Below are 16,781 nucleotides of genomic sequence, written 5' to 3' on the forward strand. Positions count from 1 at the left end.
GTCAGAGGTTACAACGTCTCAAACTTTTTTGGGGTTAGGTTTATAATGATAGAAGATAGTTATCCTATACAAAACCGCACAATTTTATCTGTTAACAGTTTTGTCGTCGAGAAAGAAAATCAACTCATTAGGGTTAAATTTTCTGACAATCTTGTTGGTTGTTATCTATTACAGAGAGAGGCATTATGGATTGAACGTCTCTCCTTATTTGATTTAACTGCTTTTCAACGTTGTCAGCTCGCTATTGAAAACCAAAATTCGATTTTAGAGACAAATTTCATTCCAGGTGTTTCTCTTCAAGAGTGGAATAATAAAATTGAATTAAGGCGTGAAAAAATTAAATGCCTTTCACCGCTTATAGAGGATTTAATTACAAAGGTTAATCGACTTCATCAAATGCATATTATTCATGGTGATATTAAACTGTCTAATGTATTGTTGGTAGATGATGTTAATATAGAGCTCATTGATTTTGCTAGTTGTCGCTACTTAGGTGATAATTGGCAAGAACAAGGAATAGAACATTTCACCCCATCATATTGCCCGCCAAATCGTAATGTTACGGCTCACTATTCAGATGATTACTATGCGATTTGTCGTTTAGTGTTAAATATCATCGCTCCTCAATATCAATCAGCTTCATGCAGTATTACAGAGCTAGTTGATTTGTTACCACATACACGACTTGTTCTATGGTTCGATCAATCAGTTGTTAGCTTAATTGAAGATTATCTTTTTTCAATGGTTAAATATGAACAATTAATTAAATAACGATACTCACTTATTACGTGAAGAGGATGGGTTGTTATTCGTACCTGATTGTTTGCCGCCTACGAGCAACTAAAATTACTTTAGATGTATATACTCCTCATACTCGAAACTGTTCTATTTTATTTATCATTTGTTTAATATTATTTTGATTTTTCCCTCTTATTTATATCACTCATCATCAACATCTATGATAATTTAATCTATTATCATTTTTAGATTCATGGAGTGAATCGTCTCGTCTTACTTAAATAACTCAAATACATGTAAAGGTGTTTGTGCATCACTTTTAGCTTCCTGCTTTTTTGCGCTTATGCCGCTTTATATCCAGTATCAGCCTCAGCTAGAACCTTCACAGATTGTAAATAGTGATAGTCATTGGCTAACCGCTCAACGTATTCTTTGGAGTTTTATTTGTATGATATTAGTACTGATATTTAGCCGAAGGTTAAAGTTATTTTTAAGTCATATCTTACAATGGCGGCGTTGGCATCGATATCTGCTTTCTGGATTGTTGGTTGGTGCACAGTTTTGGATTTTTATTTGGGGTCCACTAAATAAGGAAATTTTAAATATTGCTTTAGGCTATTTTTCACTACCACTCACATTAGTCTTGGTCGGGAAGTTTGTTTATAAAGAATCATTAAATCGAATTCAATGGTTTGCCTGTTTTATTGCCGCTCTTAGTACTACCCCTATGTTGTTATTTTTGTACGGTGTAACCAAGTTACCTTTTACTTTGTTTGGACTACTTGGTTATGTTGAACCAATTCTCGTTTTTATTGTTGGAGTGGTATTAGGTGAAAGTGTTGAAACCGATGAAATGTTTACTTATGTGGCTATTATGATGGCACTGATTTTACTTGGTTATGATGGAGTGTTTCGAATGTACTATCAAAGACGCTCAGAACAGAAAAGGATAAAGAATCTAAAGAAGATGACAAATTAATAAGATGAACTTTGATTGGTCGCAACAAATTTAACTAGAAATAACGTTTTAATTGATGCGACCATTTAATTTTATTGTGCGACTTTCACTCTAATTTTATTTTTTGCCACGCTACTCATATGAAGATTAGCGATTGCAGATTTTGCTTCATCTTCATCCGCCATTTCTACAAATGCAAATCCTTTTGACACGCCAGTTTCTTGATCTAAAACGAGTGTACATTCCGAGACTGAGCCAAAGTCTGAAAATAAAACACGGACTTCGTGCTCAGTCATAGTACGAGCAAGGTTACGAACTAGAAGTTTCATCAATTTTCCTATTTAGTTAGGGCTATCATTTAAATATGGGATTGTATAGAGAAGATAAATTACTCATCCCTGTTTAAGAATCATAATCTAAAGGCTCTTTAAGTTTGAATTGTCGCAGCTTTACCTGAATAAACCAAGATTAATTGCTCTATATCTGTAGAAACTAGAATTTGTTTTTTGAAAGAGAGGTGAAACATCATTGTTTGATTACTAATTGATAATAATTTGTATCAATGTGATTAGATAATCTTCTGTATCACCATTTTTTAAAGCAAGATGGCACGTTTTTTGGCCTTGTTATTAAAAAACTTATCAATCCTTTATCGTCATGATGAATACTTTATATTTTATTTACGTGATATTGATAAAATTAGCAGATAAAGTGCGTTTGAAATATATTTTATTTATAATATTTATCGTTATGTGAGCTTTTTTTGACTCTTTTTGTTTTTATTTAAGTACTTGTTTTAGAGGGTATTTTATTTGTATAAATCTTTAATTTATAAAAATTTTATAAAATTATTTTTGTTCAGAATTTTTTCATCAATATTTTTTGATTAATTTATGCTCGAAACGGAAAAAATATCTACTATGCACCCATCGAAACGAGCACAAACCTTGAAAGAGTTATCAGTGTCCAGTTCTTGAATGACATTATGTGGATGAATAAATACTACATATTCAAAGAAGTTGGCACTGTGAGTTTAAAGCAACAATTTGGCATCATTAGTTATTCCTTATGTTGTATCTAAACGTGACCTACACCTTAGCCGTTTTGTATAAGACATTTATATATAATCAAAGCACAGGAAATATAATGCAAACAGAATTTAACGTAAGCAATGAGTCATTCGATCGTGAAGGTTTAGATTTATATTTAAAGGATGTAGCAAACTATGAGCTATTAACTGCTGATGAAGAAAAAACATTAACACGTTTAGCTCAAGCAGGGGACAATGTTGCTAGAGATAGAATGATTTCAAGTAACTTACGTCTTGTTGTTAAGATGGCGAGCAAATACAGAAATCGTAGTGGAAGTGTGGATTTCTTAGATCTTATTTCAGAAGGTAACTTAGGTTTAATTCATGCAATCGAAAAGTTTGACCCAGAAAAAGGTTTTAGATTTTCTACTTATGCTGTTTGGTGGATTAAGCAAGCAATTGAGCGTGGTATTTCAAATAAGTCTCGTACTATTCGTTTACCTAACCATATTGTAAAAGAGTTAAGTAGTTATCTACGTGCAAACAAAGAGCTTTCTAATAATGATAATCAAGGTGATGTCTCTACTAAAGATATCGCAAAGCACGTTAATGTAAAAGAGAGTCGCGTAACAAAGGTCTTGAATAGTAATAACTCCATTGTTTCTATTCATACGTTAGTTAGTGAAGATAACTCGAATCTTTCAATTGAAGAAGTTGTACCTAATGCAGTTCAAATTAATCAAGAAGAAGAGATTCAACAGGATCAAACACATGTGTTGTTGACTGAACTTCTTTATGAATTGTCAGAGAGAGAACGTGATATTTTAATGTTACGTTATGGCTTGCTTGGACATAATGCAGCAACATTAGACGAAATTAGCGGTATGTATAAAATTACTCGTGAGCGTATTCGTCAGATTCAAATTAAGTCACTAACTAAGCTTCGTCATATTGTTGAGGATCGAGGTTTAGAAAAAGAAACATTATTAAGCATGTTTATGTAATTGCGGTTAAATAAAACTTAAAATCTTTAAGATGAGCCATATAATGGAGTTGGTTGATCTTAAAGTTTTAATTTGATTGATTAGTACATAGATCTTGGACGATGCTATCATCTTAAATTTGTCGTCTATTTTGATAAACTCTGCACCGAATAAATTAGAAGATTTATTGGTGCATGATATCAAAGTTGAAGTTAATCATGCTGATTAAAGCAATAATCAATACTTAAATATACCCCCTTCATACTTCAGTCAACTAGGTTGTCAATATCCCTCATTATTCATTTCGATTATTTTAGGTCTGAGACAGTATTTTATTAAAAGCAACAAAATATTAAACCGTTATTCATTATCGAAAATGTGACACCTAAAGGCTTTTCAAGTAGAAATATGATTATTACTATCTTATTTAACTCACGAGAAAAATAGGATTGATAACATGAAAACAGAGTTTTTTTGTAAGGAATGCCAAGGTCGACTCAGTGATGATGATCTTTTTTGTTCCTCATGTGGCGCGGAAATTTACGATGAATTAGATTGTGCCGAGTGTAGTGCATCTTTTTGTGTCGGCGAAGAGCGTTGTCCTCAATGTGGTACTCCCCTTAATAAAGAGGAACAAGCCAAGTCATGGAAAAGAACGAGCGCGTGAATTGCCAGTTTTGCGATGAACTTATCAGTCAAAATGCTATCATTTGTCCTTATTGTCGATCAAAAAATCCAACGATTGAATTTAGTTGTATTGGCGCTTTAATCTTTATTTGCTTGGTTTTTAGTATGTACTTTGTTTACTCTTGGTTATAAGAAAATGGGATTTTAATGGTGATACTATGATAGATATATCAAATCCCGTAATTATAATTGAGTTTAAGAGGGCATTTAGCCCTCTTTTATTTTGGATTAAACGGCTAACTGAACCAAATTGAAATCTTAATATTTAGTTCTAAATTCTGAAACAGTTTCCCATGCAACTTGTTGTAATTTTTGCGCAACGTCTTCTTTCATATCAGTATCAATTGGAATTGCACCACCCTCAGGTGAAGCATTGTATAACGTAGAATAAAGGGTGGCAGCAGCTAGGTAAGAACCGGCTAAAGAAGGGTGTGAACCATCGGTATGATACAGTTCGATTTCAGGGTATTCATTAATCGCTTTTTCGAATGCCAAACCAACAGGGGCAACATAGCTATTGGTTTCTTCTGCAATGTTTATATACGCTTCAGCTAAGTCATCAAACTTCTCTGGCTCAGACTTTTTAGCCCAAGTCATCATAAATACAACTTGAGAGCCTTTACTTTGCGCGTAGCTAGCCATTTGCTTTGCTGATTTTTCAAAGTATTTACGGCTATCTTCATTATTTGTAATTGGTTCTGTTGAATGGCCCTGAAAAACAACAGTATCCCAATCTTTTTGAGTATATTGGAACTTCAAGTTATTTTCGTGCCAGCCTAGACGACCACTTGAGATTGCTAACCCGCGGTAACTATAACCATCTGCATTGTTTGGCTTTAATGAACGAGTAAGATCACGCAAGCGAGTATTTAGATGATTATTATAGTGGGTATATGAATTACCATAAAGTGCCACAATTTTACTTTCATTTTCAAGTGTCTGACTTGGATGATCCGCCTGTGGTTTTGCAAAACAAGATGCAGATATAATCGTTAAGCCGATTGCAGAATATTTCAATAATTTCATTATGTTACCCATGTGATAGAATTTACAGAAAGATTAAAGTACCTAGGAAATCTGACAATGGGAATAGGTATTTCCCATCTTTAAACTAGATCTTCGTCACACAAGAATGTATAAATTTGACATTAAGAATTAAACTAAGTGCATATATTTTCACGTTAAAAACTAACATAAGGCATTAATTTTTGTATATTAGAGTTTTAGGCATTCATACAAATCCATATTATGAATCGCATCAAATACCGATTTTTTTTGATCAAGTCTTCTTGGTCAGTATTTTGGGAAATAAACAAGAAACACATTTATTTCTTGTTTATATTTCAGACTTGTCATTTGATTCTAATCAGAAAGAAAAACATGAATTAAATCATCAAAACCACTTCTGCTGTAATGGATTTCTTCAACGCGAAGCCTTTTAGCTAATCTTAGTTTAAAAACTGGCAACCTGTGTGATGCCTTAAGTTTTAAATTCAGGCCTATTTTAATTGTATTAAGTTTTTCTTTGTCATGGTCGATTGAATCAAGAAGGATTTTATTCTTGGTTTTAAATTGTTTGTTGTAAACTACCAGTGCAATTAATAGAATAGTAAATGGTATCAATATCTTATCTAGGGTTGTGGCCAAGAGAATTGTAGCGGCTAATGCCATTATTTTATGTACTGATTTCTTTTTACTGTGATTGAAAATTTTCTTCTGATAAGACTCAATGCGACAGAGTAAAGGTTTAACTTGGAGCAAATCTCTCTGAATCATACCTAAGACAACTTCATCTTTGTCACTCCATGCTAATGCTTTAGCGATCGCTTTGTCACTAAAACAATCGACGTTTATCAGATTGATGACTTGGTGTTTTCCTGAATTTAAGTCGCGTAGTTTGGCACTCATGGGTGAATATTCATCAGTGGGATCATTAATCGTAAAACCAATTGTTTTGCTCCAAAAGTGGACGCGTCTAGCGTGGCATTCATTTGTTCCATTTACATTGCTTAATTTTCCAACAAAAGAACAGTTCAAATCAAAAGATTCTTTCGAGCCAATCATTGATTTTAGGTGTGAAATTGCAAAAGTTACTAATTTGGAGCCATAACCTTTGTTGCAGTTTCCGGTTTCTGGATGATTGCCGAATAAATCAATAATATATAATTTATTCTGATCTTCGGTGGAAACTTTCTCAATATTTAAAGTTATTTTAACGACCCTCTGATCATCATACCATTCAAGCAACTCATATTGGATATGATTATCAGATCTGTTGATAGTGATGATTGAATCTTCTATTCTTGTTATTCTCTTTTCATATCGTGTCATTTTAGAAGCCATTTACAAGGTCAATTTTATTTTTTAATTATAGGTGATCAAACATTTATATTTAGGGTAGAGTACAAAGCCCAGTAATTACTCTATGTGTTAATGGTGTTTTTATTAAGAATAACTGAAAACTTTGGTGCAGCTAATCGCAGATATTTAAACATCCTTTGTTTCTCTCTTGCTCGACAGTGTGGGGTGTTGCTGAGGGAATTTTCTCGGTGAGTGCTTCTCTGGTGTTTGATAATGCTTTAGTTGGAATTAGTAAGGCGTTCAATTTTTGAGTAATCGGTATCGAATTGTGCAGAATCGGGTTTTAAAGCTTGTTATAGGACGTCTATTTCACTTTTTAAAGATATCAAATTAATAAAGTTGGTTTTAAATCACAGTAAAAAATGTTGGTACCTTAGATGGTACCTTTTGATAATCAAAAAATAAAAAGCCCCCATACTATTTATTACAAGAAATAGAAGCAATGGAGGCTATAAGTATCATTTCATGTCGATTAATCAGTTTATTATCAATTGGTTATGTTAATCATCAATCGCCATGGCCATTAATGACATTGGGTGAATGGCTTCTAGATGGCTGTTTTCTTCCAATAGAATGTGGTTATATTACTGGTTGTATATACAGTTTTATCCATACCTGTTTTTTCATCAATCTTAGTCTATTTTTTCATTTATCTTTATGAATTTAAATGGTTTATAAGCATTTTGTGTTGTTGCTTTTTAGTCTGTTTTTATTACTGATTATTCGTTTTTTCTACAAAGTCTCAGTTATAGTCAAAAATGAATGGTACCTTTTCGGTACTCTGTTGGTACCCTATTTATTGGGTAGGGTTAGCAATGGAGTGCATAACTATGCCAAAAGTTACAGATTTATACTTACGTTCTAAATATAATAAACCTCAGCCAACTCAACAGATTATTGCTTATCGTCCATTCTTATTTGTGAGAATTACCAAGACAGGAATTATTAGTTGGTTATACCGAAGTCAACTGAATGGTAACCGTTTTAAACTTGTATTGGGACGTTATCCTGCTATGAAGATCAGCGATGCGGTTGCAATATCTAATGAGTATAGTGAACTATTAGAGCAAGGTATTGACCCAAGAGTGAGACAAGAGAAAGATGAGTGCGCGATTAAAACGTATGATGATCTTTTTAGGTTCAAATGCCAACAACTAGATCTATCTCCTAAAACCTTGAATAGCCAACAGTATAGTTATGGTGGCTTATTAAAAAAGCGCATTGGACATTTTGAGTTAGCTAAAGCTACCCGAATGGATTACGTTGTTCAGTTGAATAAAATTAAAACAATCGTCTCACCAGGTTATCTTTTCACGCTTTTTACCAATATCAAAAGTACCCTCAATCTAGCGGTAAAATATGACATTATCGCCAAAAATCCACTTGGACCATTAAATCCAGCCGATATTGGTGCTGTAAAGTCTCGAAGAACGAACCATATCGCAACGGAAGAGATAGGGCAGTTTTGGTTAGCTATCAATGAAATCCACTCTCTAGAGCAAGATCGTATTCTGTATAAACTCTATCTTATTTTTGGTTGTCGTCGTAGTGAATTGTTGGATGCGAAGAAAGGTGAGTTTGATTTGATAAATAAGGTGTGGACGTTGCCAGCCAATCGTCACAAAACAGGAAAAAAATCACAAGCACCTATTTTACGAGTAATCCCCAAATTGGCAGAGCAATTAATCAAACAATTACCCGAAAATTCAAGCCAATATTTGTTCCCAGCTAGAAATGGAAAAGAGCAGCCATTATCTCGTCACGTTGTTGATAATATCAAAAATAAGGTCAATGAACGGCTAGTGTCTAAAGGGCTTACCACAATGACAACTCATGATATTAGGCGAGTTTGCCGGAATGCATGGGAAAGAAAGCCGTTAAGGTTTAATTTTCATGTTGCAGAGTCGATGCTTGGCCATAAAGTGAATACGGGAGTTGCACGCCATTATTTAGACTATGACTACTTAGACGAGCAGGGAGAGTATTACGAACGTTGGTGTGAGTATATTCTTGAACTATACCATATTGAAAACAAGATAATCACTACAAATTAATGTCGGAGTCCAATAGAGTTTGATCACTTTTCAGGTGAATTACGGGTGAGTAAGTCACAATAAAGATTGATCAATTTTAAACACGTTTTTGTATGAAAATGTGTTAGCCAGTAAAGGAGTTTATTGACTCAGAATTGGGTAGCTAGAACAACTATTACTTTCTTATTTAAACATGATCACTTTGTGATTACAGATAAGTTATCGATGTAAAGCTCTTGTACAAATACTTATTTTTAAATATTGGGTTTCGCTAATCAGTTCATTTTATTTCACTCCACATATTGTAGCTTATGAGCTACTAACGTGTTGTGACTACATAGTTGATTTCCTTTATTGATAATGAATTTTGCACTACCTCAGTTATCCCTTTGTGAGTTAATTATGTTAAATAGTTATTTTTTGTATTCATTAAAAAATTGAAAATAATTATTGCATACTAGGACGTAAAGCTGTAGGCTTTACACATCAAAGCCAAACAGAGTGATTTTTTGGATTTATTTGGTACTAGTTCGTAAAATTGTTTATTATTTAAATGGTGTAATTGAATGAAAATATCTAATGTAGCTTTATCGGTTATCGGTGTTCTTTCTTTAGCTGGTTGTGATAGTGAGAGTAATGGTGATAATACTCCATCTTCTGAAACTAGAACTGTTACTGTATCAACTCAGGTTCCTCAGCTTGAGCTAGACCAATTATCCACTAATGATGATGGTGTTAATTATCAAAAACAAACAGATAGTAATGGTTTCACCCACGCACTTATTGTTGATGATTATGTATTATGTTTAACAGATGAGGTTGAGACTGATTATTGTCAAACTATTTCACTAACAGAAACATTTACATTAGATATTACTGGTGAAGGTACATTAACTTTATCTCATAATCTAGTCGATAACATTGAAGCAGAAACTACTCCGTTCTATACAGTTGGTGGTAATGTGGAAGTGAATAGCAGTCTTACTAATGTTGTCATAGAAGCTAAAAATGAAGCTTGGCAATACATCACAATAGAAAATTCAAATGATGTTGAATCAATCCATTTAAACGCACATGATGTGACCGAAATAACCAGTGTCAAAGCATCAAAAAAAGTCGAATATGACTACTCATTTGGGTATGTATTAATTGATTCTACAGTTGACATTGAAACAGGCAAGTACGGGAATGAGATCATAGCAACTGGATATAAAGCTAACCAACACTTACCATTTATTTTAAACTATAACGAAGATGGTGGCATTATCATTAACCCACCAGAGTTTGTTCCATCTGATCCTATCGTTATTGAGCCTCCGACACCTGTAGTGACTGATGAACAGATAGTGGGTGGTGATTATCAATCTCACGATACTAGCGGTGCGACTGTAGTGGTGGGTAGTGGAAATAAACAAACTACAGATGGTAATCCGATTTGGGTTTATCCTAAAGAAAAGTTCACAGGTAAGCACATATTAAGCGACTATGTTGTATCGTTTGATGTTGATGCACCTGCAGAACAACTAACTTCTGACGAAGCATACATGCAGATTTACCTAAATGGATGGAACTCAGAAAGTCGTTTCGAAATTTGGTCAAATGGTCGAGTTACTCGTAATACTAATGGGACAGTTGCAGAAGAATACTCGACATACGCAGCGTTCCTAGTTGCAGAGCCAGTGTACGAACTTACTAATAAGGAAGGCAAATCCGCCCTATCTTATGGTGATGCTGTATTGGGTGGTGTTACAGAAGGTATAATGTTCAATACTAATTTCATCATTCGTATTGGGGATCAAGCAGATGATCTAAAAGACGTGAAAGTTATCATCAACGATTTTCATGTAAGCAAACAATGAGCCTCGCATTTTAACCACCTTGCTAGAATAAAAAGATTAAAACTCTAATTTAAACATATTGAAAGTCATAGAGTTAAGAGAAAAACAGCATCAATTGGTGTTAGTACTAGTTGATGCGTTTTAACATGATAGGTAAGTAGTTATCTAAAATGTCAATTTTGGGAGAGAGCTATGAATACGAAACCTATGTCTGCATTTTTTGCTGAAAACCTTTTAGCTCCTCTGGCCAATGTACAGTAGGCTTGTTTAGTTGTAATTAAATTTGGTCACATGGTCACACCTTTAGATGTTATTAGCATGAAGAATATTAAGCAGAATGTCTTTATTTAAAACTTGATAGGAAAAGTCCCTAACAAGCCATGGGGCAGAAACGATTTAGTTAAGATCTATCCTGCTAACTCGAAGATGGATAGAAACAAGCTAGTCAATAATGGATTGGCAAGCTTGAAACTGGACACTCTTAAGCTTAAATTTAGGAGTAAATATTCTTCATTTTTTATTTGGTTACCTGACAATTAATACCTTATGGATAAATATAACCAATTAAAATATTAGCTCCAATAATCCAAAATGAGCGGTAAGAGGGCGTGTCTTGCCCTCTTTTCGATTAATTTTTATCTCATGTTCTCTAAAACTGAACTGCTTAAGTTCAATACAAATCCATATCACGCATCCAATTCAGTACCGATTTTTTTGAATAGAGCCTTCCAGTACAGTGTTTTGGGAAGTTTTGGCTTGTTCGGATCTTTCTATCAAACATACAGCCTGAGACGCCAAATAAAATGAGACACTCGTTACGATTGATGTACACACAATCAGATTCTATAATTTCTTGTTGTTGTTTATTCATCATAAATCCTTTTAAAATCATACAAAATTAATGTCAAATTAAAGCCACAAAAACAATATGTTGGCTAGGCGAAAGCAAGTTTTTCATGCTCTAGTTGTGAGATCTTTCTCTCTGATATTTGGATCACATGGGCAGCGTAACCCCGTCGTTTAGCACTGGTTAAATATTCCAATTCTGTATTTATCGCCAATGAAATCTCACGTAGCTTTTGGGCTTTGGATGATAGTTTTTGCTTGATGTCGCCAGTAGGTTTGGGACGCAAACGACTAAACCAACGGATGATTAAGCCTTGCGTCTGCTTTTGGGAACGCTGTTTGTTCGGGTTCGCCAGTAACCAACACAAAATATCTTGGCAGATCTTCGAAATATCCAAGTCGGGAAATTCAGATCGCCAACTCGATATCTCCTCGTCAGACACGATGAACTGTTTTTGATTTTTAAGCGGAAAAACCAAATTTTCTTTTTGTTTATTTTTCTTTGGTTCTATGGGTGGTTCTAATGACTGGTTCTGAGTACCGAAATTGGGACTATTCAAAGTACCGATTTTGGGACTATTCAAAGTCCCGTTATTGGAATCATTCCGATTTTGGGACTGTTCTTTTTCCACGGCTGGTTTAATAGGGGTAATATTGGGACTATTACGCTTAATCTTAGGGATAGATGTTAATGCTTTAATTTTTCGATGAATTTTACTGTTATGTTGTTCAGGTTCGATATTCATCAAACAGTACACTTTAACTTTTCTTGTGATCCCTTTTCTACGTCCTGTATCCCTGAGTAGCTTCATGTCAACGAGTGACTGAAGACTTGATATGATTGTTTTACGATTTAAACCGGTGTCTTTTTCTAATCGAGTGATACTGGGGAAACAACAATGCTCTTCGTCGGCTCTATCTGCCATGGATAACAAAAGCAGCTTTAAGCTTGCAGGTTTTACATCGAGTTTCCATACCCAGTCTGTGGCTACTCTAGACATAAGTGCCTCCATGCTTTGAATGGTGAAATGTGTGTTTGAAATGTCTTAAAAATAAGAGAGTATTGCGAGAGAAAAAGGGAGTAATGTGTATCGTTTTTGAGACTGTATATTTGTGTTGAGTGAAGGTGGTAATTTTAGAAGAAAAGTCGATAATTTGAGGTATTGCGTTTCCGAATATGGGCTGTGAATGCCGCAGGTTCGGTATTGGGATGAAGTTAATCATATGTCCTCCTCATAGTGTTATCACCACTTTCAGAGGTCAAACTAAAGGTGGCGAACTGAACAAGATTGACCTTACCGCGGAGGAGGCTGCGGCGCACAAATGTGCTCCCGTCCAGTTCACCATTATTCGATTTGAACAATTGGATCACTGATTTCATGCAATAAAAAACCGACGTTAAGCCGGCATCACATGCCTCTTCCATACAGTACGAGAGGTCAATCTCGGTTACAGATTTTGCTGCAACAGGAGAATTATTGCTGAGTTGCATCGGCAAGGCAAATGAAGAATTCTTAAAAATTCTTAATGGCAATAGTGGGTTAGACATGGTTTAAGTCCTTATCACTGACTAGATCTCTCAAATAGAACTCATTATTTTCAACAAGGCGATCGAAAGCTAACTTATTGATTAACCTTGTTCCTCGTCGATTGACACGTTCTACTTCTGGGATATCACCAATATTCATACGATGTATGACTTGTTTATGGCTGATCCCTGTCTCTTCACAGAATTTCTTAACAGTCTGAACGGTTGCGGTCATATCGTGATATCCTTAAGAGTTTGATTTCGGGTTATTTCGAGTCATTTGATGGTGTACGAAAGTACATACTATTAATCTATTACGTTCGTACATGTGGTGTCAATGATGAGTTTGGGGAAGAAAATAAAATCAATAAGAATTTCGGAAGGTTTAAGTCAAACGGAGTTTAGTCAACTTGTTGATATATCGATAGATTCTTTGCGTAGTTATGAAAATGAACGTAGAACAGTCAATGAAGTGAATTTAATAAAACTTACGAATCATCTCAGATTTAAGAAATATACTTTGTGGTTAATGACGGGAGAAGTCGCTCCTGAGGCCGGTCAAGTTTGTCCTGCCTTTTCGATTCAAGCGCAATGCGGGATTATCGCGCCAGTGGAGGCCAAGAAAGCTTAGTTCTGTTTAGGCGGAAGTTTTATCGCTGGTGGAAGAGAGGAGTGCGCTAGTGTGTGTGAGCCTAGCGCATTTTTTAATTATAAATAATAGTTATGATATTCATTTAATGCTTCAAGAGGTTATTTACTAAGTTTTACTTCACCTATTCTTATATATGCTCTCTAAAGCCTCTAAGGTTTTTTTATTATTTTGTATTTCAGTTCTCTTGTCAGATAGGGTTCGGTTTATCTTTTCAATTACTTTACTATAATTAATATTGATCTCTTTTATTAGAGTCTTCTTTATCCTTTCTCTATTTTTATTTAAGTAAGAAATTGGGGATTTCCTAAACTCCTCTCCAACATCACTGTTTTTTGATATTAATAAAGCTAAGGATCCCGTCATAATAATAAAATCATCTTTGTTACTATCATTGTATTTCTTACGATATGAATAAAAGGACTCTATGTCACTTAACGTTTTATTGTAGTTGTTATCATGTGTGTATATAGGGTTTAAGGAGAGATCTCTATCTATACAGTCTTTTAAATTTGTATCTGCGTTGTTATTTAATTCAACAATAAAGTTGCTTAAACGTGTAGAAGTAAAATCCAAGTATTTTATTTCTTTATTTAATATTGAAATAATTCTTTCAATATCATTGATAGTTTTTTGAATGAAGATGGATCGATTGATGTTATCTCCGAATGCATTCGGTTGATAGTTAATGCTTATAATGCTCATATCATTCTTATTTGGAAATGAACTTTGTTTAATAAGTAAATTAAGGTGTTCGAGTATCTTATATCGTTCTATTAGTTCTTTATAAATTGGAAATTTGTAAGCGACTATCATTGGGTGTTGAAAGGATGAGTCTTCTTTTTGCTGTACGGCGTTTATAGCTATAAGGTGTAAAACATTATTTGGCAAAAATGAACGAATAATACTTGCATAAAATTGTTGGTCTACAGATCTTGTATTATCAATTAATTTTAATATTTGGTATAAAACGATATAATATCTTTTAATATCTTCATTTTCATTTAAACGTTCAAGTCTGAATTTAAAATGTAAAGATGATTCTTTAAGATTAATTATTGTTTTATCTACTGGAGAGTTATTGCTTAATTTATCATTGGTCTCAAGTTGAGGTATTGTAATTTTTGTTAATAGTGTATTATGTTGCTCAAGCATTAAGTTGAATGTTGATTCAAATCTTTGTTGTTCCGCAACCCTTTTGGATTCATTTAGTTGATTATTGAAGTTTTCTGCTTGGCTTTTTAGAGCATCTGCTTGTTGTTGATTAGCCTCAGAAGTTTTTCTTAATTCTTTACTTTGGATAATAATTGTAACACTCAATCCAATGACAGATAAAAAAGTTAAAGTAGGTGTTATTAAGTTAGAAAAGACATTTGAAATGTTTACTTTGTCACTTAATGGTATAGGGGAATTAATGGATAAAAATAAACCAGCGAGGAAGTCAAAGACCCCTTGATTTAAATAGGCAAGAATAGTGAGAGTAAATGGTAAAACTAACATTATTGTAAGTAATGGCATTAATATCCAATATAACAACCATTGATTATTAGGTTTGGCAGGGAGTGAAGCATCTTTTTCTGTCATTTCATTCTCAATGTTAAATCTATAAACTATATGTTAGTTATAAATAGCTATCATTTCAAAGATATAAAGCTATTTCTTTTAAATTTGTGATGGTTGTAGCGCGTGAACCTAAATCTACAGTAATAATATACATGGGTTAATTGTTATCAAATTGATCTAAGGTCAGTAGTCATTAATATTAAAAGTACTTTAAGACCATTTTCTTTATGTGTGCTGTTAGTTATCATCTTGTCAAGAGATATACAAGCAGCAATGGATATTTTAGCGACGTTGAGGTGCGATGATGAAACCAACTGATTTTAATCCATTTGACTATATGGAGACGCAAGAAGAGATCAATGAATTTTTGCAGCAGTGCTTGCGAGAGAGTGATCCAATGGTGTTTGTCTCTGCACTTGGTTCGTAAAGATTTATCTATTCTAGATGACTTACTGACTCTCTCTGAATAAGAATTGGAAAAAAACAGTGCTTGATGTTTAAAGTCTGTCTATCAAGAGCTAATTGTGCTGCAGACTCTGCCATCTCTTCTATTGGATATTTTATTGTTGTTAATGTTGGCGAAAAGTAGCACTGATCCATCACATCATCGAACCCGATAATAGATACATCAAGAGGGATAGCAACTCCTCTATTTTTTAACGTGTTGATTGCACTTGCCGCATAAATATCATTAAAAAATACCATTGCGGAGATTTCATGTTTTTGTTGATAAATGTTCGTTATTAATTGAGTGCATGCAACTATGGGAGTGTTACTCTCTATGAGAGTATACACTTTGTGTTTAAGATTAAATTCTTGCATGGCTTTTAAATAACCATTTTTTTTGCTCCTACTTTCATTAATTTCTAGGTTTGAATTAATAAAAATAATATCTTTATGATTCTTCAGGATCAAATTTTTTGTCGCTAGATAAGTTCCATGAAAACTATCTAGCCAAATGGATTGTTTCGTGAATTTAGCTAAATGTTTGCAAATTAATATTATATTTTGATTGTTTTGTAATATTTCTGTCAGTTGATGATCACTTAAGAACTTACTATAGAGCACAATATTAGTACAATTTATTGCTAGCAAATCAGAAATCGCATCATATTCACTTTCTGCTGTAAAACCACCTTCTTTTGTTATTAAGTGTATGTTTTTTTGTTGGGCGATCTTTGCGACTGATTTTATTATTTTTGAGTAAAATGGGTTGTCTATATCGCTTACAATTACGCCAATATACTGTTTATTTGTATTTAACTTTAAACGCTTATTTCCTTCTATAGTAAAGCCCATGTTTTCAACTTCTTGAGATATGACTCTTTTCGCCTTATCGCTAATGGGTTCTTTATTATTTAGAAATCTAGAAATTGTGGCTGTTGAATAACCGGTTTTGATCGATAAATCCTTTATCGTTACATTTTTTTTCATATAAACTCCATTTATGTCACAACTGTAAGTTACATGAAGGCTTGTGTAATGTTTGTGATCCAGTTCAAACTTAGAGGTTGTTGTTTACTTTAGATTTAATTAAGTCAAAACATTATAGATATATAAAGGATTA

At 33.7% G+C, this 16,781-nt stretch carries 16 protein-coding genes; 8 read left to right on the forward strand and 8 right to left on the reverse strand.

Translation table 11 applies throughout. The features are described from left to right. Positions 1–45: 45 nt before the first annotated feature. Positions 46–771 carry a protein kinase domain-containing protein gene (locus tag L0B53_RS00110; RefSeq protein ID WP_235059287.1) on the forward strand — a complete coding sequence of 242 codons (726 nt, stop codon included), beginning with the start codon at positions 46–48 and terminating at the stop codon, positions 769–771. A gap of 415 nt (positions 772–1,186) precedes the next feature. Further along, positions 1,187–1,717: a hypothetical protein gene (locus tag L0B53_RS00115; protein ID WP_235059288.1), complete on the forward strand. Its 531-nt coding sequence runs from the start codon at positions 1,187–1,189 to the stop codon at positions 1,715–1,717. A gap of 71 nt (positions 1,718–1,788) precedes the next feature. Here L0B53_RS00115 and L0B53_RS00120 read toward each other — a convergent pair whose 3' ends face one another. After that, positions 1,789–2,025: an RNA-binding protein gene (locus tag L0B53_RS00120; RefSeq protein ID WP_235059289.1), complete on the reverse strand. Its 237-nt coding sequence runs from the start codon at positions 2,023–2,025 to the stop codon at positions 1,789–1,791. 817 nt (positions 2,026–2,842) lie between these two features. Here L0B53_RS00120 and L0B53_RS00125 point away from each other — a divergent pair. Both L0B53_RS00125 and L0B53_RS00130 read left to right on the forward strand, forming a co-directional pair. After that, the gene (locus tag L0B53_RS00125) at positions 2,843–3,730 is read left to right on the forward strand and encodes an RNA polymerase sigma factor RpoD/SigA (protein WP_235059290.1); all 888 of its coding nucleotides are present in this window, start codon (positions 2,843–2,845) and stop codon (positions 3,728–3,730) included. Positions 3,731–4,166: 436 nt separating this feature from the next. Then, complete coding sequence (locus tag L0B53_RS00130; RefSeq protein ID WP_235059291.1) at positions 4,167–4,376, forward strand: double zinc ribbon domain-containing protein; 210 nt, start codon at positions 4,167–4,169, stop codon at positions 4,374–4,376. Positions 4,377–4,654: 278 nt separating this feature from the next. On the opposite strand, the gene L0B53_RS00135 is transcribed toward L0B53_RS00130, so the two are convergent. Together L0B53_RS00135 and L0B53_RS00140 are read right to left on the reverse strand one after the other, a co-directional pair. Then, complete coding sequence (locus tag L0B53_RS00135) at positions 4,655–5,422, reverse strand: DUF4886 domain-containing protein (protein ID WP_235059292.1); 768 nt, start codon at positions 5,420–5,422, stop codon at positions 4,655–4,657. A gap of 336 nt (positions 5,423–5,758) precedes the next feature. After that, positions 5,759–6,727: a hypothetical protein gene (locus L0B53_RS00140; protein WP_235059293.1), complete on the reverse strand. Its 969-nt coding sequence runs from the start codon at positions 6,725–6,727 to the stop codon at positions 5,759–5,761. Between the two features lie 860 nt (positions 6,728–7,587). On the opposite strand from L0B53_RS00140, the gene L0B53_RS00145 reads away from it, so the two are divergent. Both L0B53_RS00145 and L0B53_RS00150 read left to right on the forward strand, forming a co-directional pair. After that, complete coding sequence (locus tag L0B53_RS00145) at positions 7,588–8,811, forward strand: site-specific integrase (protein WP_235059294.1); 1,224 nt, start codon at positions 7,588–7,590, stop codon at positions 8,809–8,811. A 545-nt stretch (positions 8,812–9,356) separates the two neighbouring features. Continuing rightward, positions 9,357–10,649 carry a hypothetical protein gene (locus L0B53_RS00150; protein WP_235059295.1) on the forward strand — a complete coding sequence of 431 codons (1,293 nt, stop codon included), beginning with the start codon at positions 9,357–9,359 and terminating at the stop codon, positions 10,647–10,649. 914 nt (positions 10,650–11,563) lie between these two features. On the opposite strand, the gene L0B53_RS00155 is transcribed toward L0B53_RS00150, so the two are convergent. From L0B53_RS00155 to L0B53_RS00165, 3 genes are all read right to left on the reverse strand, one after another. Then, complete coding sequence (locus L0B53_RS00155; RefSeq protein WP_235059296.1) at positions 11,564–12,475, reverse strand: helix-turn-helix domain-containing protein; 912 nt, start codon at positions 12,473–12,475, stop codon at positions 11,564–11,566. A 215-nt stretch (positions 12,476–12,690) separates the two neighbouring features. Next, positions 12,691–13,023: a hypothetical protein gene (locus tag L0B53_RS00160; RefSeq protein ID WP_235059297.1), complete on the reverse strand. Its 333-nt coding sequence runs from the start codon at positions 13,021–13,023 to the stop codon at positions 12,691–12,693. Next, positions 13,016–13,237 (reverse strand): hypothetical protein, encoded by a 222-nt coding sequence (locus tag L0B53_RS00165; protein WP_235059298.1) that lies wholly within the window; start codon positions 13,235–13,237, stop codon positions 13,016–13,018. The genes L0B53_RS00160 and L0B53_RS00165 overlap by 8 nt, the downstream gene beginning before the upstream one ends. 102 nt (positions 13,238–13,339) lie before the next feature. On the opposite strand from L0B53_RS00165, the gene L0B53_RS00170 reads away from it, so the two are divergent. Continuing rightward, positions 13,340–13,633, forward strand: a complete 294-nt coding sequence (locus L0B53_RS00170) for a helix-turn-helix domain-containing protein (RefSeq protein WP_235059299.1) — start codon at positions 13,340–13,342, stop codon at positions 13,631–13,633. Positions 13,634–13,771: 138 nt separating this feature from the next. Here the strand turns inward: L0B53_RS00170 and L0B53_RS00175 are convergent, their stop codons facing one another. Next, positions 13,772–15,235 carry a putative phage abortive infection protein gene (locus L0B53_RS00175; RefSeq protein ID WP_235059300.1) on the reverse strand — a complete coding sequence of 488 codons (1,464 nt, stop codon included), beginning with the start codon at positions 15,233–15,235 and terminating at the stop codon, positions 13,772–13,774. A gap of 280 nt (positions 15,236–15,515) precedes the next feature. Here L0B53_RS00175 and L0B53_RS19315 point away from each other — a divergent pair, with 280 nt between their 5' ends. Further along, complete coding sequence (locus tag L0B53_RS19315) at positions 15,516–15,641, forward strand: DNA-binding protein (protein ID WP_260115529.1); 126 nt, start codon at positions 15,516–15,518, stop codon at positions 15,639–15,641. Between the two features lie 8 nt (positions 15,642–15,649). Here the strand turns inward: L0B53_RS19315 and L0B53_RS00180 are convergent, their stop codons facing one another. Beyond that, the gene (locus tag L0B53_RS00180) at positions 15,650–16,648 is read right to left on the reverse strand and encodes a substrate-binding domain-containing protein (RefSeq protein ID WP_235059301.1); all 999 of its coding nucleotides are present in this window, start codon (positions 16,646–16,648) and stop codon (positions 15,650–15,652) included. Between the last annotated feature and the right edge of the window lie 133 nt (positions 16,649–16,781).

It is taken from the genome of Vibrio sp. SS-MA-C1-2 (assembly GCF_021513135.1).
GTDB lineage: Bacteria > Pseudomonadota > Gammaproteobacteria > Enterobacterales > Vibrionaceae.